This window comes from Acrocarpospora sp. B8E8, from assembly GCF_039871605.1.
Taxonomy (GTDB): Bacteria; Actinomycetota; Actinomycetes; order Streptosporangiales; family Streptosporangiaceae; genus Acrocarpospora; species Acrocarpospora macrocephala.
Window position 1 is genome coordinate 173,094 of the sequence record NZ_JBDPLV010000003.1, and the last position, 20,188, is coordinate 193,281.

Consider the following 20,188-nt stretch of genomic DNA (forward strand, 5'->3'; position numbering starts at 1 on the left):
GCGTGGACCCGGAAGAGCATGATCAACGTTCACTTTTGAGGCCGTATATGCCGAAATATCGGGGTTCAATGACCCTGGACCAGCACAGACGCAGCCGCACCAGCCCGACCCAAGAGGTCACCGGAAGTTCACCGCACGTACAGATACATGAAGATTATGTCCTCTTTTTGGGTGAACTGTGGTAGAAAATGTCACGTCGTCTATGAGAGGTACCCAATGCCCAGTTTCCTTGGTTCGTTGCTCGCCAAGGCGGCGGTCATCGCGCTCGAGGCGTTCGTCGCCCACCTGGTCCAGGTTCTGATCCAGACCGCTGTGCGGCAGTTCGCCCCGAAGTGCGGCGCCGCGACCGCCTAGAGCCGTCTCACCCACCCTGTCCGCTTCAAGGGCATGGGTGACAAGTGTCATCATTGCGCCAACCCTGAAGGATTCGCCGGGTAGATCGCCTGGCGAGCCTTTCGTATGGCCTAACATCAGAAATCTTCCCCCGAGAGATCGGTGTCTTGGGGGGTCGTGGCATGTTCGGGCGGATGCTGACTTTGGCCATCGGTATGGTGCGATGGCTGCCGGTTCCCGAGCTGGTCCGGGGCGAAGCCAGCAGGCTTGGCACGATGGTGGATTCCCTGCCGGTCCCGGGCCGTCGACGCGGGCGGCGCAGCGGGCCGGCCGAAGCGAGCGGCCTGTGCGTCCACGTGCGGGGCTTGCACCTGCCCGGCATGGAGCCCGCGGTCGAAGCACTCGAACGGCGCCTCAAGGCGACCGGCGGGGTGACGCGGACCGAGGTCAACCGGGCGCTGGGATACGTCTTCCTGGCGGGCGAGGCGCTCGACGAGGACAGCCTGATCGGGCTGATCGAAGAGGTGGAGCGCGAGCACGCTCTGGACAACGCGCCGTACGCCGGCGGGGTGGCGCTGCCGGACGCGCCCGCGGCGTTGCTCGGATTCGGGGTACGGCTGGCCGGGCTGGGAGTGTCGGCAGCCGGCCGCCTGGCGGGCGCACGCGGACTGCCCCCGGCGGTGCCGCTGGCGGTCGCCCTGGCCGACTCCTACCCGTGGCTGCGGAATGTGATGGCCAGGCAGTTCGGGGAACAACCCACCGACGCCCTGTTCGGGATCTCGACCACGCTCGCCAACGTGCTGTCGTTCCGCCCCGTGGGCCAGCTGATCGACACCGTCGGCGCCGGTCTGCTGCTGGCCGAATCCCGGGCCCACCACCACGCCTGGACCAGGGCCGCGGTCGACGCCGTCTCGCACCGCTCCGAGCCGCGCGTGCGGCTCGACCGCCCGGTCCCGCTTCCGCCGGGCCCGATCGAGAGCTACAGCGACCGGGCCATTCCCGTCGCCTTCGGGGCGTACGGCCTGACGGCCATCCTGAGCCGCGTTCCCGGCCGTGACCTGGCCTTCCTGGCGGCGGCCGCGCCGAAGGCCGCGCGGCTGGGCCGGGACGGCTTCGGCGCCGAGCTCGGCCGGGGCCTGGCCGAGCGGGACGTGCTGGTGCTGGACCACCGGGCGCTGCGCCGCCTGGACCGGATCGACACCGTGGTCGTCGACGCCGACGTGCTGCTGACCGGGAACTGGTCGGTTCACCGCGTGTCCGAGCTCGGCCCGGACGACGATCCGGCGGAGGTGCACGCGGTCGTCCATGAACTGGTCGATCCGGCCGATCCATGGCAACGGCGCAAGCAGGCGGCCTGGGCCGTCGAGCCGAGCGGCACGCAGGACGACACGCTCACGCTCACTAGGAACGGGCGCACCGTCGCCCAGGTGACCATGATCGCCGAACTGCACCCCCTGGCCAAGGCCCTGATCGAGGCGGCCGAATCGGCGGGGACCGTCCTGCTGGCCGGTGGACCGCGGGACGCGGAGCATCGGCTCGGCGTGACCGGCGCCCTCGCCGGTGGGCGGCGGCTCGCCGCGGAAGTGCGCGCCCTGCAGGTCGACGGCCATGGCGTGGCGGTGGTCTCGGCCGCCGGCCGGGCGGCGCTGGCCGCCGCGGACCTCGGCGTCGGCATCGGCTCGGCGAAGCACAAGCGGTGGACCGCCGATGTGAGCTGCGACCTGGCCGGGGCGGTGCTGCTGCTCGGCACGGCCGGCGCGGCCCGGCAGACCAGCAAGCGCAGCGTGCGGCTCGCGCTGGCCGGCTCGTGCTGCGCGGTGCTGCTGGGCCTGGCGACGCCCGGCGGCGGCCGTACGGCTTTCGTGACGGTCAACCTGGCGGCGGGAATCGCGCTCGCGACGGGCATGTGGACCGCACGGCAGATGCTCCGGCGCCCCGCGCCGATCCCGCATGACCCCACGCCCTGGCACATCATGCCCGTCGGAGCCGTGCTCGACCGGTTGCGCACGAGCATCCAAGGGCTGCCGGACGGCGAGGCCGAACTCCGCCGGGTCGCCCCTCCTGCCAATGGCGGCCCGCCCGGCTTTTTCAAGGTGTTCTGCGAGGAGCTGGCCAATCCGCTCACTCCGGTCCTGGCGGCCGGGGCCGCGGTCTCGGCCGTGGTGGGCTCGGTGGCGGACGCCGCGCTCATCGGGGGCGTGCTCGGGGCGAACGCGCTGATCGGCGGCGTGCAGCGGCAGGGCGCCGACCGCGCGCTGCACAGCTTGCTGACCACCACCGCCGTACAGGCCCGGCTGCGCCGCGACGGCCACCTGCTTGAGACGCCGGCGGACCGCCTGGTCCCCGGGGACGTGGTCGAGCTGGAGGCGGGCGACTCCGTGCCGGCCGACTGCCGGCTGATCGAGGCCGACAACCTGGAGGTGGACGAGTCCGCCCTCACCGGGGAGTCGCTGCCGGTGCCCAAGACCGCCCGCCCGGTGGCCGCCGATACCGTGGCCGACCGGCATTCCATGGCCTACCAGGGGACGATCGTCGCGGCTGGTTCCGGCGTCGGCGTGGTGGTGGCCACCGGTGAGGCGACCGAGGCGGGACGCAGCGCCAGGACGGCCATGGACGGTCCGCCGGCCGGGGGCGTGGAAGCCCGGCTGAACGAGCTCACCCGGCGGATCCTGCCGCTGTCGCTCGGCGCCGGGGGCCTGCTGATCGTGCTGGACCTGCTGCGCGGGCGCACGCTCGGCGAGTCGCTGGGGCAGGGGGTGAGCCTGGCGGTCGCCGCCGTGCCGGAGGGGCTGCCGTTCGTCGCCACGGTGGCCGAGCTGGCGTCGGCGAAACGGCTGTCCAAGCGCGGCGTGCTGGTGCGCAACCCCGGCACGATCGAGACGCTGGGCCGGGTGGACGTGCTGTGCTTCGACAAGACCGGCACCCTGACCGAGGGGCGCATCCGGCTGCGCCGGGTCAGCGACGGGCGGATCGACTCGCCCCTCTCCCGGCTCACTCCAGAGCTGCGCCGGGTGCTGGTCACCGCCGTACGCGCCTGCCCGACGCCGGGCGACGCGCTGCCGCACCCGACCGACCGGGCCGTGGTGGACGGCGCGGCCCGCGCCGACGTCGGCATCGGCGCCTGGCGGCTGGTCGACGAGATGCCGTTCGAGCCCGGGCGCGGCTACCACGCCGCTCTCGGCAAGGTGGACGGCGAGCAGCGGCTGAGCGTGAAGGGCGCGCCCGAGATCGTGCTGGAGCGGAGCGCGCGCTGGCTGATCGACGGCGCCGAGGTGCCGCTCGGAGACAAGGAGCGCGAGGAGCTCTACCAGAATGTGGACCGGCTGGCGCGCCAGGGCTACCGGGTGCTCGCGGTCGCCGAGCGGCCCGCCTCCAACCGCCGCGACCTGGACGAGTCACGCATCGACGGGCTGACCCTGCTCGGCCTGCTGGCCCTGGCCGATCCGGTCCGGGCGACCGCCGCCATGGGCGTGGCCCGCCTGCAGCAAGCCGGGGTACGGCACGTCATCGTCACCGGGGATCACCCCAGCACCGCCGAGGCGATCGCCGCCGAGCTCAACGCCCTCAACGGAGGGCGGATCCTCACCGGCGCCGATCTCGACGCCCTGGCGGACCCGGAACTGGCCGAGCTGCTGCCGGAGGTCGCGGTGTTCGCCCGGACCACCCCCGCCCACAAGGTACGCATCGTCAAGGCTTTCCGCGACAGCGGCCGGGTGGTCGCGGTCACCGGCGACGGCGCGAACGACGCCCCGGCCATCCGCCTCGCCGACGTGGGCATCGCCCTCGGCGAGGGGGCGACCCAGGCCGCGCGCGGCGCGGCCGACGTGGTGGTCACCGACGACCGCATCGAGACCATCACCGACGCGATCGCCGAAGGCCGCGCCATGTGGACCTCGGTGCGCGACGCCCTGGCCATCCTGCTCGGCGGGAACCTCGGCGAGGTCGCCTACACCGTCGGCGCGGGCGCCCTGGGCGGCGCGGCCGCCCTCAACGCCCGCCAGCTGCTGCTGGTCAACCTGCTCACCGACATGCTCCCCGCGCTGGCGGTGGCGGTACGGCCCCCGGCCGGAACCAGCCCCGAGCAGCTGCTGGCCGAAGGCCCCGAGGCCTCCCTGGGCGAGCCGCTGGGCCGCGACATCACGCTCCGCGCGGGCGTCACCGCCGCGGCCGCCACCGCCGCCGCGCTGCTCGACGGCATGATCGGCCCGCGCTGGAACACCAGCACGGTCGCCCTGGTCGCGCTGGTGTCGGCGCAGCTGATGCAGACGATGACGATCAGCCGCGGCGACCGGACCATCCTGGCGGCCGGCGCCGTCTCCCTGGGCGCCCTCGCTCTGATCGTCACCATTCCCGGCGTGAGCACCCTGTTCGGCTGCCGCCCGCTCGGCCCCTGGGGGTGGATGATCGCCATCGGCACCGCCGCGGCCGCCACCACCATCGGCCTGCGGCTGTCGAACGCCCCGCAAATCCCGCAGGTCCCGCAGGTCCCGCAAGCCCTGCAGGTCCCGCACGTCGGCTAGCGTCACGGCCTGCTCGGCGGGGAGTTTCGCCGAGCAGGCCGATAGCCCGATCTTCTGGACAACAGAACTGCCCAGGTGTACCCGAACCGGTCATCTGGGACGCCTCTAGGCTCAGCCGCATGGCCGTCATCGATTCCGATGTCAGCCCGGTTTCAGGTCGAATGTCCGTACCAGCAAGATCGGATCGTATACATGATCGGCGGGCAGCAGTCGGTTGACCTCGACATCGGTGTCGAGGAGCTGTGGCTGTACATGGCGAACTACCAGAACTGGGCCGAGTACGTGATCGGCTTCCAGAAGCTCCAGGTGATCGACGAGAGCCGTACTATCTGGACGCTCCGCGGCGATGTCGGGATCCTCGCCCGAGAGGTGGACATCCAGGTCGATCTGGTCAGGCAGGTGCCGAACGAGGTCGCCGAGTTCGAGCTCACCGGGCTTACCGAGCGGCTCACCGGCAGCGGCTCCTTCCGGGTGGCGCGGTTGGACGCGGCGGCCGACGGTGCTCCCGTGCCGCCGGTGATCGTGACGCCGTCCCGATGGCAGCGGTTCTGGTTCCGCCTGATCAGCCGGATCATTCGCGGCCGCTCTCAGCGCAGCGCGGTTCCCGCGGCTCAACCACCCACTGGCGAGGCGCGCAGCCGGTTGACGTTCACGCTGGAGGTCAGCCCGGGCGGGCCGATGGCTCCCATGCTCGAACTACTCATGAATCCGATGTTGAAACCGGCGGCGGACGACATCTGCACCCGCATCCGGAACGCCCTTGGAGGGGATCATGACAACCACTGATGTCGTAGTCGTGGGATCCGGTGCGGCGGGCCTGACCGCGGCGCTGGTGGCGGCGGCGGAGGGCCTGCAGGTCATCGTCGTGGAGAAGGCACCGGTGATCGGGGGGACGAGCGTCGTGTCGGGCGGGTCGATCTGGGCGCCCGCCAATCGGTATCACACGGATCAGCCCGACTCCCTCGACTCGGCCCTGACCTACCTGCGCGAGATCACCATGGGCCAGGTGGACGAGAAGCTGCTCACCACGTTCCTCGATTCGGTCAACCCGATGCTGGACACCGTGGTCGAGCACACCGGGATCAGCTTCGAGGCGAACCTGGATCACCCCGACTACCAGCCGGGCCTGCCGGGCGCGGTGGCCGGGGGGCGGACCATCCAGGGCGACCTGTTCGACTCCACCCTGCTCGGCGACTTCAAGGACAAGCTGCGTTCCCCGCACAGCGGCGTGCCGATCACCCGCCTGGAGGTGGACGCCTGGGGCCAGGACACGCTTGATCGCTGGGACTGGGCGCTGATCGCGGACCGGGTGTCCCGGGGGATCGTCGGCATGGGCGCCGCCCTCGTGGGAGCGCTGCTGCACGGATGCCTGAAGCTCGGCGTGCGCGTCCATGTGTCCAGCCCCGCCAGGGAACTCTTCCTGGGGCCGGATGGCAACATCTCCGGCATCGATGTCGACCTCGACGGCCAGCGGACCCGGATCGACGTGCGGCGTGGCGTCGTCCTCGCCTCCGGTGGATTCGAGTGGGACCAGGAGCTGGTCACCCAGTTCCTGGGCAAGCCGATGGACTCGCCCGCCAGCCCGCCCGCCAACACCGGCGACGGTCTGCGCATGGCGATGGGCGTGGGCGCCGCGCTCGGCAACATGAGCGAGGCCTGGTGGACCCCGACAATTCATGCCAAGGGTGACACCTACGACGGCGCGCCCCTGTTCCGCCCGACGAGCAGCCTGCGCGCGCTGCCCGGGGGCATCATGGTCAACCGGCGTGGCCGTCGCTTCGTCAACGAGGCGATGAACTACAACGACCTGTGCAAGGCGCTGGCCACCTTCGATCCGCAGGAGTACCGCTACGCCAACCAGCCCTGCTGGCTGATCTTCGACCAGAGGTTCAGGGCGTCGTACTCGGTGGCGACCTGCACCCCGGATACGCCCACGCCGTCCTGGATGCCGACCGCGGACACGATCGCCGAGCTGGCGGAGAAGGTCGGGATCGACGCGGACGGGCTTGTCGATCAGGTGGCTCGGTACAACGAGTATTCGGCGCGCGGGGTGGATCCGGAGTTCCATCGGGGCGAATCGCCTTATGACACCTACCGGGGCGATGCCAAGGTCAGCCCGCATCGTAATCTGCGGCCACTGGAGGATGGGCCGTACTACGCCGTAGAGATCCATCTGGGCGCGCTCGGAACCAAGGGCGGTCCCGTGACCGACGCCACCGGGAACGTGCTGCGTGCCCTCGGCGGGCCGATCGGCGGGCTGTACGCCTGCGGCAACGTCGCCGCCAGCGCGTTCGGCACCGGGTATCCGGGAGCGGGGGCGACCCTGGCCGCCGGCATGACGTTCGGCTACCTCAGCGCGCGGGCCCTGGCCGGTTCCGGTGCCTGACCGCCTTCCCCCACGATCATCTGGAGTTCATCCGTGACGAGTACCGCGAGCGGGGTCGACCAGCTCGTTATCAAGAGCCTGGTCGACAAGATCGCCGATCACCCGTGGCGACTGGCGATCGGCGGCCGGCTCGTCGAGGCGGTCTCCAGCCGTACATATCCGACTCATGACCCGAGCACGCAGGCCCTCCTCGCGTACGTCCCGGACGGCGACGAAGACGACATCGACCGTGCGGTCAGAGCGGCCACGAAGGCGGGGGCGGAATGGGCCGGGATCGCCCCCCGGGAACGAGCCCGGCTGCTGCGTGAGCTCGCCACGCTGGTCGACGAGCACGCGCTCGAACTCGCCGTCCTGGACGCCGTGGACCTCGGCAGCCCGCTGCGATCGATGACTCTGGACGTCGAGCGGGCGACCGATTCGCTGCGGATGTTCGCCGACTGGGCGCTCCAGCTGACCGGCGAGGTCATTCCGGCTTCGGCCGAGCACCTCCACTACACCAGGCGCGAGCCGTACGGCGTGGTGGGCCGGATCCTGCCCTTCAACCACCCGGTCATGTTCGCGGTGGGCAAGTCGGCGGCCCCGCTGCTCGCCGGAAACGCGCTGATCATCAAACCCGCGCACCAGACGCCGCTGTCCGCGCTGCGGTTCGGCGAGCTCGCCCAGCAGGTCCTACCCCCGGGCCTGGTGAACGTGGTCACCGGGCGCGGCCCCGAGACCGGCGCGGCCCTGGTGGCGCATCCCCGAGTGCGGCGCCTGGCCTTCATCGGCAGCGAGCGGACCGGGCGGACCATCCAGGCCGCCGCCGCCTCGTCGGCGGTGAAGACGGTCAGCCTGGAGCTCGGCGGCAAGAACGCGATGATCGTCTTCCCGGACGCGAATCTGGACGCCGCCGCCGACAGCGCGGTGCGCGGCATGAACCTGGACGCGAGCACCGGCCAATCCTGCGGCTCCACCTCCCGGCTGCTGCTGCACACGAGCATCGCCGATCGGGTCCGCGCGGACGTGGTGGCCGCCTTCGCCGCGCTCCGGGTGGGCCCGGCCCTGAACGAGTCCACCGAGGTGGGACCGCTGGTGTCGGCCCAGCAGCGGGACCGCGTACGCGAGCTCGTGGACGAGGCGGTCGGCGACGGGGCGTTGCTCGAATGCGGCGGCCCCGCGGACACCGGTTCCGGCTACTTCTACCCACCGACGGTGCTGTCCCAGGTGAGCGCGCACATGAGAGTGGCCACCGAGGAGATCTTCGGTCCCGTCCTCAGCATCTTCACCTTCAGCACCGAGGACGAAGCCGTCGAACTGGCCAACAGCCTGGACTTCGGCCTGACCGCGAGCGTGTGGACGCGAGACCTGAACCGGGCCCACCGGCTCGCGCACCGGCTGGAGGCCGGCTTCGTGTGGATCAACGGTTCGTCCCAGCACTTCCCCGGCGTGCCGTACGGCGGGGTCAAGGCTTCCGGCATCGGCCGGGAGGAATGTCTCGACGAGCTCCTCAGCTTCACCCAAGTCAAGTCCGTGAACGTGATGGGGGCGTTGCGGCCCTAGCCCGCCACGTTGAGAAGGAGAGCGTTCAGAGAAGGAGAGCGATGGTCAACGACGTCGAGGCGCCGCGCCGCGCACCAAGACCGAAGCGTGCTCGCCGGGCGGCCGGCAAGGCCGCCCAACTGCTGGCGGTGCTGCTGATCGTCAGCTTCGGCACGTTCATGCTGTCGGCTCTCCTCCCGGGTGATCCCGCGGTGGCGATCCTGGGCGAGGGCCATCCCCCGGAGGCCTACGAGCAGGTGCGCCAGGAACTCGGACTCAACGATCCCCTGCTGAGCAGGTATGTCGAATGGCTGTCCTCCGTGGTCCGGGGGGATTTCGGCACCTCGCTGATCCCCCCGCAGAGCGCGGTGTCCAGCCGCCTGGCGTCCGCCTTCCCGGTAAGCCTGCAACTCGCGGTGATGGCGCTGATCCTCGCCCTGGTGATCTCCATTCCGCTCGCCATGGTGTCGGCCTACCGGGCCGGCGGCGTGGTCGACCGGATCGTCAGCGCGATCACCTTCGGCATCCTGTCGGTGCCGAGCTTCGTGGCGGGCCTGCTGCTGATCGCGATCGCGGTCAACCAGTTCGAACTGTTCCCCCGGGCGCACTGGGTGCGGCTGACCGACTCGGTGCCGGACAACCTCTACCACGCGTTCCTGCCGGTGCTCACGATCGCGCTGCTGGAGATCCCCACCTTCACCCGGCTGCTGCGCAGCGACCTGGTGAACACGCTCCAGGAGGACTTCGTGCTCGCCTCCCGGGCCAAGGGCATGCCGTCCTGGCGGATCATGCTGTTCGACGCCTTCCGGCCGTCGTCGTACTCCATCATCACCGTCGTCGGGCTCGCCCTCGCCTCGCTGATCGGGAGCACGGTCATCGTCGAGACGCTGTTCTCGCTGCCGGGCATGGGCTCGCTGGTCGTGCACGCCGCCGGGCAGGGCGACCTGCCGATCGTCCAGGGCGCGGTGCTCGTCATCGCGGTTACCTATGTCGTGATCAACACCGCAGTCGATGCCGCGTACAGCATCGTCGACCCGAGGATTCGCCGTGCCCAGAACTGAGCCCATCTCGGCCATCACTCCCCCAACGGCCGGCGCGACGACCGCGCCGCCCGGTCCGGCCGCCGAGACCCGGCCCCGCGGCGCCGGTTTCGACGTGCTCACCCTGATGTGCGGAATCTGGCTGCTCACGCTGGCGGTGGTGGCACTGGTGGCGCCGCTGCTGCCGCTCGGTGAGCATCAGGACTCCGCGCTGACGCTGGCCGAGCCGATCTACGCACCCCCCGATCTCTCCTCGGCGCATCCGCTGGGCACCAACGCTCTCGGCCTGGACCTCCTCGCCCGGGTGATCTACGGGGCGCGGATCTCCCTGGTCGTGTGCATCAGCGCCGTCCTGATCGGCATGGCCGTCGGCGGGATCGTGGGAATCACCGCGGGCTACCTGCGCGGCAAGGTGGACGTGGTGATCGGCGTGCTCACGAACTCGCTGCTGGCCGTACCGACCCTCATCATGCTGATCGCCCTGGCCAGCGTGCTGCGGCCGACGCCGCAGAACATGGTGATCGCCCTGTCACTGGTGGCCATTCCGGGCATGATCCGGGTGGCCCGCGCCCAGACGCTGGCGCTGTCCCAGCGGGAGTACGTGACAGTGGCGCGGGCGCTGGGAGCCCGGCGGAGCAGGGTCATCCTGCGGGAACTCCTGCCCAACGTGGCCCTGGCCATCATCCCGCTCGGGATGATCTACATCTCGGCGCTCATCGTGGCCGAGGCGTCGCTGAGCTTCCTCGGCATCGGCATCCGGCCACCCCAGCCCACCTGGGGGAACATGATCGCTGAAGGCCAGGACGGCAAGATGGAGCAGTATCCCTTCCTGGTGATCGTGCCCGCCTTCTTCCTCTTCCTCACCGTCTTCTCGTTCAACCTCATCGGTGAACGGCTGCGCAAGGTGTGGGACACCCGGCAGGTGAAACTGTGATCAAACCATTGCTGCACGTCCGCGACCTGCGGACGGTGTTCCAGACCGCGCGCGGCGCCGTCCCCGCCGTCGCCGGCGTCTCCTTCGATCTGCAAGCCGGTGAGACGCTCGGCATCGTGGGCGAGTCGGGTTCCGGCAAGTCCGTACTCGGCCGGACGATCATGGGGCTGGTGGCCCCGTCGCGCACCACGGCCGTGCACGGCACCGTCGAGTACGACGGGACGGACCTGCTCCAAGCCTCGCCCCGGCGGCGGCGCGCCCTCCTCGGCGCGGAGATCTCCATGGTCTTCCAGGATCCGCTCAGCTCGCTCAATCCGGTCAAGCGCATCGGGATCCACCTCACCGAAACCCTCCGCCAGCACCGCGAGCTCAGCCGGAGCGAGGCACGCAAGCGCGCCATCGAGCTCCTCGACATGGTCCGCATCCCCGAGGCGGCCCGGCGGTTCGACCAGTACCCGCACGAGCTCTCCGGGGGCATGCGGCAGCGGGTGATGATCGCCATGGCGCTGTCCTGCGACCCGAAGCTGCTCATCGCCGACGAGCCGACGACCGCGCTGGACGTGACCGTGCAGCGGCAGGTGCTCGACCTGCTCGCCGTGCTGTGCCAGGAACGCAAGATGGCCACCATCCTCATCAGCCACGACCTCGGAATCGTGTCGGGCCGCAGCGACCGGGTCGCCGTCATGTATGCGGGCAGGATCGTCGAAAGCGCGACCGCGGAGGACTTCTTCCGCCACCAGCTCCACCCGTATCCGCGCGGCTTGCTCGCCTCGACTCCCCAGCTGGACAGCCCCGCGCGTACGGTTCTCACCACCGTGCCCGGGCGGCCCCCGGACCTGGCCCGCTGGCGCGGAGGATGCCATTTCTCGCCACGGTGCCCGAACGTCCAGGAGCAGTGCCGCCAATTCGAGCCCCCCGTCGAGCAGACCACGGACGGGCGCACGCTCGCCTGCTTCCACCCCGTCGCCCCCAAGGGAGGAGAGGTCAATGGCCGGAACAGGTAAGGCGCACCTGCGCGACGGCGGTGCCCGGCTGACCGTCAAGGACCTGGTGGTGGAGTTCCGTACCAAGGGCGACCAGCGGGTGCAGGCGGTCTCCGGCGTCAGCTTCGACGTGCTCCCCGGCGAGACGCTGAGCATCGTGGGCGAGTCCGGCTGCGGAAAGTCCTCAGTGGCCAAGGCGGTTATGCACCTCCCGGCACCCACCGACGGCGCGGTCCAGCTCAACGCCCTCGATCTCGGCTCGCTCGACAAGAAGGCGCTGCGCCGCAGCCGGGTCGCCATGCAGATCGTCTTCCAGGACCCGGTGGCGTCCCTGAACCCGCGGCGCAAGGTCAAGGACCTGGTTCAGGAGGGCGCCTCGATCTGGGGCCGGGGTACGGCGAAATCGCGCGATCGCGACGCCCGCGAGGTGCTCGACGCGGTGGGCCTGGATCCGGACGTGGTGTGGAACCGCCGCCCGCACGAGCTGTCCGGCGGGCAGTGCCAGCGGGTGTCCATCGCGCGTGCCCTGGTCATGGAGCCGGACCTGCTCATCTGCGACGAGATCCTGTCCAGCCTGGACGTGTCCATCCAGGCGCAGATGCTCAACCTGCTCCGGGAGACGAAGGCGCAGCGGCAGCTCAGCATGTTGTTCATCGCGCACGATCTGGCGGTGGTGAAGAACATCAGCGACCGGATCCTCGTGATGTATCTCGGCAAGGTCTGCGAGGTGCTGGACGTGGAGGCGCTGGATCGGCCCGCCACCCACCATCCGTACACGCAGTTGCTGCTCGAATCGGTGCCGACGGTCGGCTCCAGCCGGGTGGTGCCGTCGAAGGCTCCGGCGGGGCAGGATCTGCCGTCACCGCTGAACCCGCCGTCGGGGTGCCGGTTCCGTACCAGATGTCCGCTGGCCACCCCACGCTGCGCCGTGGAGGAGCCGCGGCTGGAGCGCAAGAGCGACGATCAGTTCATCGCCTGCCACGAAGTGGTCTAGCCGACGGTCTGGTGCTGGGTCGGCAGAGAGACCAGGGATGCCTCGATGGCGCGGGCGGTCCTGGCGAGCTCGAACGCGACATCGGGGATCAGCGCGTCCGGGCAGCGCAGCAGCGGGATGCCCGTCGCCACGGCCGCGATGGGCTGATCGTCGGCGTCCAGCACGCAGACGCCGATCCCGATCAGGCCGCGCTCGCTCTCCTCGTCGTTGACGGAGTAGCCGTTACGGCGGATCACCGCCAGCTGCCGTTTGAGCGTGCCCATATCGCAGGGCCCCGGTCCGTACGTCAACGGAAGGCCCCGGGGATACAACGCCGCCAGCTCGGTCGGCCGGAGGCGGGCGAGAATGGCCTTACCGGCGGCGGTGCAGTGCGCCAGCATTGACATTCCCGCACGTGAGGTCACATGGACCTGGTGCCGCCTGACGGATTCCACGCCGTCCAGGAACATGGCCGCCGTGCCCTGGAGCCGTACCAGATGGACGGTCTCGCCGAGCCGCCGGCTCAGCTCCACCAGATGATCGTGGGCGAGGGCCGCCAGCTCGTTCCCCGGCGGAGCGGCCACCGCGCCCCGCAGCGCCCACCCCCGCTGGTACGTCCGTCGCGCATTCTGCTCGGCGAAACCATGATGAACAAGCATCACCATCAACCGGTGCGCCGTGGAGGGCGCCACGCCCAGGGCGCGGGCCGCGTCGGTGACCCTGAGCTCCCCGGAGTCCCGCAGGAGATGGATCAGCCGAAGTGCATTCCCGACGGACTCGATGGGATACGCGACAGTAGGCTCCATGTCCGGAGTATGACAATCGCGTTAATTGGCGCGACAGAGCGCATCTCAAGATTTCTGCCTGCTAGAAAGAGCCTGCCGCCCGTTTCCACATCCCCGCTGCCATCAGGCCGGATAGGGCGGACCGCAGGGTCGGAGACGGAGCGTCCCTGCCTCCTCAGCGGCGGAAGATTCTGTCCGCCAGAATCTCGCGGGCCCTTTCCTGGCGCCGATGAGCCGAACCATATGCTCGGGACGAGTCAAGGCTGACGTGCATGGACAGGGCAGCGGCAGCGAGCCCCCGCCCCCCGCCGCGACGCTCAGCACCGGATCGTCCCGCGTTCGACCGCGACGATGCCGACCAGAAAAGGGAAATCACATGACCGACGACCCCACCGAATTCCGAGGCTGGGTGCGACACGGCAACGTCCTGGAAATCCTCCCGATGCGACTGCGGCCCCGACGGCCCACCGATGTGGTGGTACGGAACCTCGCAGCCCAAGCATGTTACACAATCGTGTCCAACGTCCTGGATTCGGCCGACCAGATCCCGGGCCACGCCGGTCGCGCCCGCAGCCCGGGCCACGGCGCGATGGGGGTCGTCGTCGAGGTCGGTCCGCAGGTGCGCCGTGTCAAGGTCGGCGACAAGGTGGTCACCCCGGTCCTGCCCGCCTGCGGAACGTGCTACAGCTGCGTCCGCGGCGAGTGGCACGCCTGCGGCCACAAGAACGACCTCGATTTCGCCACCCCCGACGCGCCGCCGTTCGCCGAGCTGGAGGACGGCACCCCGGTCTGGCAGGACCACACCGGCGGCTTCGCCGAGCTGGCCGTCTGCCCGGAGCCGTGGGTGGTTCCGGTCAACGAGTCGACCCTGTCCAACGTCGAGCTCGCGACGCTCGCGTGCGTGCCGGGCCCCGGCTGGACGTTCGGGCTCATCGGCGCGCGGATCGAGATCGCGTCCACGGTGGCCGTGCTCGGCGCGGGACCGCTCGGCCTGTCGATCATCCAGGCCGCGAAGATGGCCGGCGCGCGCCTGATCATCGCGGCGGAGCGCATCCCGCACCGCCTCGACGCGGCGAAGAAGGCCGGCGCGCACGTGGTGCTCAACACCGACGAGATCGGGGACACCCTGGTCGAGCGCATCCACGAGCTCTGCCGCCCCGAGACGGAGAACATGGCGGCGGGCGGCAAGCCCATCGTCGGTTTCTACGGCGGCACCGGAGCCGACCACGTCTTCGAGGCGGCGGGCGCCACCTTCGGCAACCCCACCACCGGCATGCCCGCCGACGAAACCGGGGCCCTCCTGGTGAGCCAGGGCGTGCAGGCGACCCGCCGCGGTGGGTTCTTCGTGCACACCGGGGTCACCAAGAAGACCAACGATCCGAAGCTGTGGACGCCGGCCCCCGGCCCGTTCGACTACAACGGCAAGCGCTACCTGTCCGCCGCCTACGGCGGAGGCAACGTGCTGCGGGACATCCCGCGCCTGGCCAAGCTCATCGAGATGGGCTACCTCGACGCGATGTCACTCGTGGACCCCGTGCTGCCCTTCGAAAAAGGCGACGAGGCGATCTGGTCCTCGCTCAACCGGGACAAGCTCCTCCCCATCATCACCTACCAGGACTAGGGATTCCCACGAAGGGAAAGCCGATGACAACCACCACTCGCCGGGCCATCCTCGCTCTCGCCACCACCTCGCTCCTCCTGGCCGGATGTTCCGGAGGTGGTGGGGGAAACACCGCGTCGACACCGAGCCAGGGCGCCACCGCTCCCGGGATCGCGCGCGGCTTCGTGCAGAACGACGCCCCCGCCGGTGAGCCCGTGCAGGGCGGCACGCTCACCTATGCCCTGGGCGTGGAAGTCGACAACCTCGACCCGGCCACCGAGTTCGGCGCCGGCAGCGCCGGCGGGTCGGAACTCGCCGCGCTCTACGATTCGCTGGTCCGCTACGACGCCACCTCGGGCAAGTACCTGCCCCAGCTCGCGGAGAAGCTGGAAGCCAACGACGACAACACCGAGTGGACGGTGACCCTCCGCGACGGCGTCAAGTTCACCGACGGTACGCCCCTGGACGCGGCGGCGGTGAAGTTCAGCGTCGAACGCTACATCGCGGCCAAGGGCGGCTGGGCGGGCTTCATGGACGACGCGCTCGACTCGGTCACGGCCGACGGCATGACCGCCGTTTTCAAGCTCTCCCGGCCGTGGGCGGACTTCCCGTTCATGCTGGCGCAGGCGCCGGGCAACATCGTGTCACCGGCCGGGGTGAAGAAGTTCGGTGCGGAATTCGTCCGCAACCCGGTCGGCGCCGGGCCGTTCAAGCTGGAGCGCTGGTCGCCCGGCGAGGAGCTGGTCCTGAGCGCGAACCCGGACTACTGGAACGGCAAGCCGTACCTGGACACGCTCCGGTTCGTGCCGGTGGCCACGCCTCAGGCGCTCGGGGACCTGATGAACACCCAGGGGGCCGACGCGGCGTTCCTGACCAGCCCGCAGGTGATCCGTACGGTCCTGGACGGGAAGTTCGGCGGCTACGTCGACCTGATGAACACCGGCTCCATCCTGCTCATCAACAACGGCATCGGCGACAAACCCCGCCCCGGCGAGGACGTCCGGGTACGGCAGGCGATCGCGCACGCCATCGACGCCAAGGTCATCGACCAGCGGGTCAACAGCGGCCAGGGCCTGCCCGGCACCGAGATCTTCCAGTCCAGCTCCCGCTGGGCCAACTCGGTCGGCGGACCCGCGTTCGACCAGGCCAAGGCCAAGGACCTCCTCGCACAGGCGAAGGCGGCCGGATTCGACGGCAAGCTGGTCATGGTCACCCCGCCGACCCAGCCCGAGCTGGGCCTGACCATCCAGGCGATGCTCAACGCGGTCGGCTTCCAGGTCGAGGCCGCCCCGGTGCAGACCGTGCAGGACCTGATCCGGCGTGTCCTCGTCGAGGGCGACTTCGACATCGCGGTCTACGGCTGGTCGGTGCCCGACGAGCCCGGCGAGGTCTTCGCCCGGTACTTCGACCGGGTGGGCCGCGAGGGCAACCCAATCGGCTACGACGGCGCCAAGCTCCGCGAGCTCCTGCTCGGCTTCGCCGCCACCGGCGACGAGGCGGAGAAGAAGTCCATCGTCACCCAGCTGCAGCAGGTCTGGAACGAGACGATGCCCGGCGTGCCGCTGGCCCAGACGGCGCAGATGGTCGCCTGGCAGGAGAACGTGCACGGCATCAAACCCTCCTCGCAGCTGATCCTGCAATTCGACAAGGCCTGGATCGCCAAGTAATGACGCAACTCAGCCTCACCTTCGCCTGCCTCGACTACGACCGGACGCGCGCGCTCCAGGACGGCCGGGTCAAGCCGGAGGGCATCGACCTGAACTTCCTCGCGCTGCCGGTGGAGGAGACGTTCTTCCGGCAGCTGAGGTACCAGGAATTCGACCTCGCCGAGATGAGCCTGTCCTCCTACGTCCTCACGCTCGACCAGGAAGATCCGCCGTTCCTGGCGATTCCGGTCTTCCCGTCGCGCTACTTCCGCCACCAGTCCATCTTCGTCAACGCCCGCAGCGGGATCGAGCAGCCGGCCGATCTCGCCGGGCGGCGGATCGGAGTGCCGGAATACCAGATCACGGCTGGTGTCTGGCAGCGGGGAATGCTGGCGGACGAGTACGGGGTCGACCCCTGCTCCCCGCAGTACTTCAGCGGCGGGGTCGAGACGCCCGGGCGGGAGGAGAAGATCACGCTCGATCTGCCGGACGGGCTGAAGGTCCAGCCGATCGGGCCCGGCCAGACGCTGTCGGCGATGCTGGCCAGCGGGGAGATCGACGCCCTGATGAGCGCTCATGTGCCGTCGTGCTTCGGCCGGGCCCCCGACGTCCGGCGGCTCTTCGCGGATCCGAAGGCCGCGGAGAAGGCGTATTTCGCGAAGACGGGCATCTTCCCGATCATGCACACCGTGGTGATCAAGCGCGCGATCCTGGCCCGGCATCCGTGGGCCGCCCGGTCGCTGACCAAGGCGTTTCAGGCGTCCTTGCGGATCGCCAAGGAGGACCTGTTGTACCGCAGCGCGCTGAAGGTCATGCTGCCCTGGCTCGACGACCACGTCGCCGAGACGATCTCCGCGCTCGGCGAGGACTACTGGTCGTACGGGGTCGAACCGAACCGCCACGTCCTGGAGGTGTTCCTGCGCTACTCCCACGCCCAGGGGCTGGCCAAACGGTTGCGTACACCCGACGAGCTGTTCGCCGGTTCCGCCGACACGGGCTACGCGATATGAGCGGCCGGGTGGCGGTCGTCACGGGCGCCGGTCAGGGCATCGGCGCCGCCGTGGCGCGTGACCTGGTCGACCAGGGATACCGGGTGGCCGTACTCGACCTCAACGGCGGCGAGAAGGTCGCCGGCTCCCTCGGCGAGCACGGGCTGGCGGTCGAGGCCGACGTCGCGGATGAGGACTCCATGGCCGCGGCACGCACGCGGATCCTGGACGCGTTCGGGCGCGTGGACGTCCTCATCAACAACGCCGCGATCTTCTCCACCCTGGAGATGAAGTCCTTCGAGGACATCTCCGTGCCGGAATGGGACAGGGTGATGGCCGTGAACGTGCGCGGCGTGTTCGTCTGCTGCCGCACGTTCGCTCCGGATCTGCGCGCCGCCGAGCACGGCAGGATCATCAACCTGTCCTCCGGCGCCGTGCTCCTGGGCCGTCCCGGTTACCTGCACTACGTCGCCTCCAAGGCGGCCGTCATCGGGCTCACCCGCTCGCTGGCGCGCGAGCTGGGCGGCAGCGGCGTGACGGTGAACGCGATCGCGCCGGGCTCGACCGAGACCGAGGTGCCGCGGGCGACGGTCACGCCGGCCGACGTGGCGGCGATCATCGCGGGCCAGGCCATCAAACGTCGCCAGACCAGCGCCGACCTGCTGGGGGCGATGGCCTTCCTGGCCGGTACGGCAAGCGGCTTCGTCACCGGCCAGACGCTCGTGGTCGACGGCGGCATGACGTTCAACTGATAACGATCGTTTAGAGATCGAGCAAGGAGTTTTCATCATGGCGTCGGCGAGTGCGTACGACGGGATCATCATCGGAGCGGGCCAGCACGGCCTCATCCTGGGCAGCTACCTGGCCAAGGCCGGCCTTCGCGTGCTCCTGGTGGAGCGGCGTCTCGGCTACGGCGGCGGGCTCTCGACCGAGGAGCGCACGCTCCCCGGCTTCTACCACAACCTTCACTCGATCAACCACTTCAGCATCAGCGGCACGCCCTGGTTCAAGGACCTGGACCTGGCGGCGAAGATGCGTTACATCGTGCCGCGCTACGAGTTCGCGCAACCCCATGCCGACGGTTCCGCGCTCGTCTTCTCCCGCGACCTGGACGAGACCGCCGCCAACATCGCCCGCTTCTCCGCGAACGACGCCAAGACCTTCCGCGAATGGAACATCAAGGCGGAGGAGATGACGAAGAAGATCTTCTTGAAGGAGCGGTTCGCGCCGCCCCTCAGCGAAGCCGACCGGGCCGAGGTGCTGGGCAGATCGGCGCTCGGCAGCGAGTTCCTGGAGCTGACCAAGAAGCAGCCGCTGGACGCGGTCAACGAGCTGTTCGAGAACGAGTACGTCAAGGTGCTCTTCCTGTTCAAGCTCTCGCTCTTCGGCACGGTCCTGCACGAGGCGCTGAACACCGGCAGCCCGGTCGGCTCGCTGATCCGCGCCTTCGACCTGGCGACCGGCTACGAGCTGGCCCAGGGCGGGAGCTGGAACCTGGCCCGCTCGCTCATGGAGATCTTCATCGCCGGCGGCGGGGAGTTCAGGAACCAGACGCAGGTCGAGCGGATCGTGGTGGAGGGCAACCGGGCCACCGGTGTGGAGCTCGCCGACGGCACCGTGATCAAGGCGCGGCAGTTCGTGGCCAGCACGATCGACGTCTACCAGACGTTCGAGAAGATGGTCGGGCGCGAGCAGCTTCCCGCCGAGACCCGGGAGAAGGTCGCCAATCACAAGTACACCCCGTGGACGCTGTTCGGCCTGCATCTCGCGCTCGCCGACGCGCCGCGCTACCGGGCGGGGACGTTCGATCCCCACGTGGACACGGCGTTGAAGTACAACATCGGCTCGGAGACGATCGCGAGCCTGCTTGAGGCGCACGACCAGGTGGAGCAGAAGAAGGTGCCGTCCAACGCGCAGTTCGGGGCCGGTGCGCTGAGCGTGCTGGATCCGCTGCAGGCGCCTCCGGGTAAGCACACGGCTTATGCGTGGCAGGTCGTGCCGTACGACATCGATTCCGATCCGGACGCGATCGACGGCGTGCGGGACCAGCTGCAGGAATCGATACTGGAGAAATGGCGCGAGTATGCGCCGAACATGACGCCGGACAACGTGCTGGGCTCCTATACCTACACGGCGAAGGAGTACACACAGGAGATCACCAACATGCGCTATGGCGACATTTTCATGGGCGCGCTGACCTCCGATCAGGTCATGTACAACCATTTCGGATACCGGACGGCGATCGACGGGCTCTACATGGCCGGTTCGCCTTGCCACCCGAATGGCGCGATCACCGGCGGCGCCGGATATATCGGGGCGGGCGTGATCGCCTCCGACCTCGGGATCACCCCGTGGTGGACGCCGATGGACGCCCGGTCGGAGCTGGAAGGGCTCGAATAGCTACTAATGGGAAACCTGCTCATTAGCCTGCCACCCCACTGTTGTGCCTGGTCAAGACCGTAGTGGCAGTCCATTTAGCAA

The 20,188-nt window shown here is 69.6% G+C and carries 15 protein-coding genes; 14 read left to right on the forward strand and 1 reads right to left on the reverse strand.

Annotated elements, in window-relative coordinates; translation table 11 throughout:
* Positions 1-216: 216 nt before the first annotated feature.
* The 9 genes from ABGB08_RS04915 to ABGB08_RS04955 all read left to right on the forward strand — a co-directional run bounded on the left by ABGB08_RS04915 (position 217) and on the right by ABGB08_RS04955 (position 12,708).
* A complete protein-coding gene (locus tag ABGB08_RS04915) occupies positions 217-354 on the forward strand; it encodes a hypothetical protein (protein ID WP_347586709.1) in 138 nt (45 codons plus the stop codon).
* 173 nt (positions 355-527) lie between these two features.
* On the forward strand, positions 528-4,853 hold the full coding sequence (locus ABGB08_RS04920; protein ID WP_347586711.1) for a cation-translocating P-type ATPase: 4,326 nt from the start codon (positions 528-530) through the stop codon (positions 4,851-4,853).
* A gap of 192 nt (positions 4,854-5,045) precedes the next feature.
* Positions 5,046-5,639, forward strand: coding sequence for an SRPBCC family protein (locus ABGB08_RS04925; RefSeq protein WP_347586714.1), 594 nt, complete (start codon positions 5,046-5,048; stop codon positions 5,637-5,639).
* Complete coding sequence (locus ABGB08_RS04930) at positions 5,626-7,239, forward strand: FAD-dependent oxidoreductase (protein WP_347586716.1); 1,614 nt, start codon at positions 5,626-5,628, stop codon at positions 7,237-7,239. The genes ABGB08_RS04925 and ABGB08_RS04930 overlap by 14 nt, the downstream gene beginning before the upstream one ends.
* Positions 7,240-7,272: 33 nt before the next feature.
* The gene (locus ABGB08_RS04935) at positions 7,273-8,778 is read left to right on the forward strand and encodes an aldehyde dehydrogenase family protein (protein WP_347586718.1); all 1,506 of its coding nucleotides are present in this window, start codon (positions 7,273-7,275) and stop codon (positions 8,776-8,778) included.
* Between the two features lie 41 nt (positions 8,779-8,819).
* The gene (locus ABGB08_RS04940; protein ID WP_347586721.1) at positions 8,820-9,818 is read left to right on the forward strand and encodes an ABC transporter permease; all 999 of its coding nucleotides are present in this window, start codon (positions 8,820-8,822) and stop codon (positions 9,816-9,818) included.
* Positions 9,805-10,731 (forward strand): ABC transporter permease, encoded by a 927-nt coding sequence (locus ABGB08_RS04945; protein WP_347586723.1) that lies wholly within the window; start codon positions 9,805-9,807, stop codon positions 10,729-10,731. Before ABGB08_RS04940 ends, ABGB08_RS04945 begins: the two co-directional genes overlap by 14 nt.
* On the forward strand, positions 10,728-11,735 hold the full coding sequence (locus ABGB08_RS04950) for an ABC transporter ATP-binding protein (RefSeq protein ID WP_347586725.1): 1,008 nt from the start codon (positions 10,728-10,730) through the stop codon (positions 11,733-11,735). The genes ABGB08_RS04945 and ABGB08_RS04950 overlap by 4 nt, the downstream gene beginning before the upstream one ends.
* Positions 11,719-12,708 (forward strand): ABC transporter ATP-binding protein, encoded by a 990-nt coding sequence (locus ABGB08_RS04955; protein ID WP_347586727.1) that lies wholly within the window; start codon positions 11,719-11,721, stop codon positions 12,706-12,708. Before ABGB08_RS04950 ends, ABGB08_RS04955 begins: the two co-directional genes overlap by 17 nt.
* On the opposite strand, the gene ABGB08_RS04960 is transcribed toward ABGB08_RS04955, so the two are convergent.
* On the reverse strand, positions 12,705-13,493 hold the full coding sequence (locus ABGB08_RS04960; protein ID WP_347586730.1) for an IclR family transcriptional regulator: 789 nt from the start codon (positions 13,491-13,493) through the stop codon (positions 12,705-12,707). The two genes, ABGB08_RS04955 and ABGB08_RS04960, sit on opposite strands and share 4 nt — an antisense overlap.
* A gap of 355 nt (positions 13,494-13,848) precedes the next feature.
* Here ABGB08_RS04960 and ABGB08_RS04965 point away from each other — a divergent pair, with 355 nt between their 5' ends.
* From ABGB08_RS04965 to ABGB08_RS04985, 5 genes are read left to right on the forward strand one after another with little or no spacing between them, the layout of a single operon-like run.
* Complete coding sequence (locus tag ABGB08_RS04965; protein WP_347586732.1) at positions 13,849-15,093, forward strand: alcohol dehydrogenase catalytic domain-containing protein; 1,245 nt, start codon at positions 13,849-13,851, stop codon at positions 15,091-15,093.
* A gap of 23 nt (positions 15,094-15,116) precedes the next feature.
* Entirely contained in the window at positions 15,117-16,739 is a 1,623-nt protein-coding gene (locus ABGB08_RS04970; protein ID WP_347586734.1) for an ABC transporter substrate-binding protein, read from the forward strand.
* On the forward strand, positions 16,739-17,728 hold the full coding sequence (locus ABGB08_RS04975) for a PhnD/SsuA/transferrin family substrate-binding protein (protein WP_347586736.1): 990 nt from the start codon (positions 16,739-16,741) through the stop codon (positions 17,726-17,728). Before ABGB08_RS04970 ends, ABGB08_RS04975 begins: the two co-directional genes overlap by 1 nt.
* An 8-nt stretch (positions 17,729-17,736) precedes the next feature.
* Positions 17,737-18,459, forward strand: a complete 723-nt coding sequence (locus tag ABGB08_RS04980) for an SDR family oxidoreductase (RefSeq protein ID WP_347586738.1) — start codon at positions 17,737-17,739, stop codon at positions 18,457-18,459.
* Positions 18,460-18,496: 37 nt separating this feature from the next.
* Entirely contained in the window at positions 18,497-20,107 is a 1,611-nt protein-coding gene (locus ABGB08_RS04985; RefSeq protein WP_347586740.1) for an NAD(P)/FAD-dependent oxidoreductase, read from the forward strand.
* Positions 20,108-20,188: the final 81 nt, after the last annotated feature.

Coding starts and splice junctions, on each gene's coding strand:
- ABGB08_RS04915 (WP_347586709.1), top strand. CDS start 217: ATGCCCAGTTTCCTTGGTTCGTTGCTCGCCAAGGCGGCGGTCATCGCG.
- ABGB08_RS04920 (WP_347586711.1), top strand. CDS start 528: ATGCTGACTTTGGCCATCGGTATGGTGCGATGGCTGCCGGTTCCCGAG.
- ABGB08_RS04925 (WP_347586714.1), top strand. CDS start 5,046: ATGATCGGCGGGCAGCAGTCGGTTGACCTCGACATCGGTGTCGAGGAG.
- ABGB08_RS04930 (WP_347586716.1), top strand. CDS start 5,626: ATGACAACCACTGATGTCGTAGTCGTGGGATCCGGTGCGGCGGGCCTG.
- ABGB08_RS04940 (WP_347586721.1), top strand. CDS start 8,820: ATGGTCAACGACGTCGAGGCGCCGCGCCGCGCACCAAGACCGAAGCGT.
- ABGB08_RS04955 (WP_347586727.1), top strand. CDS start 11,719: ATGGCCGGAACAGGTAAGGCGCACCTGCGCGACGGCGGTGCCCGGCTG.
- ABGB08_RS04960 (WP_347586730.1), bottom strand. CDS start 13,493: ATGGAGCCTACTGTCGCGTATCCCATCGAGTCCGTCGGGAATGCACTT.
- ABGB08_RS04965 (WP_347586732.1), top strand. CDS start 13,849: ATGACCGACGACCCCACCGAATTCCGAGGCTGGGTGCGACACGGCAAC.
- ABGB08_RS04970 (WP_347586734.1), top strand. CDS start 15,117: ATGACAACCACCACTCGCCGGGCCATCCTCGCTCTCGCCACCACCTCG.
- ABGB08_RS04975 (WP_347586736.1), top strand. CDS start 16,739: ATGACGCAACTCAGCCTCACCTTCGCCTGCCTCGACTACGACCGGACG.
- ABGB08_RS04985 (WP_347586740.1), top strand. CDS start 18,497: ATGGCGTCGGCGAGTGCGTACGACGGGATCATCATCGGAGCGGGCCAG.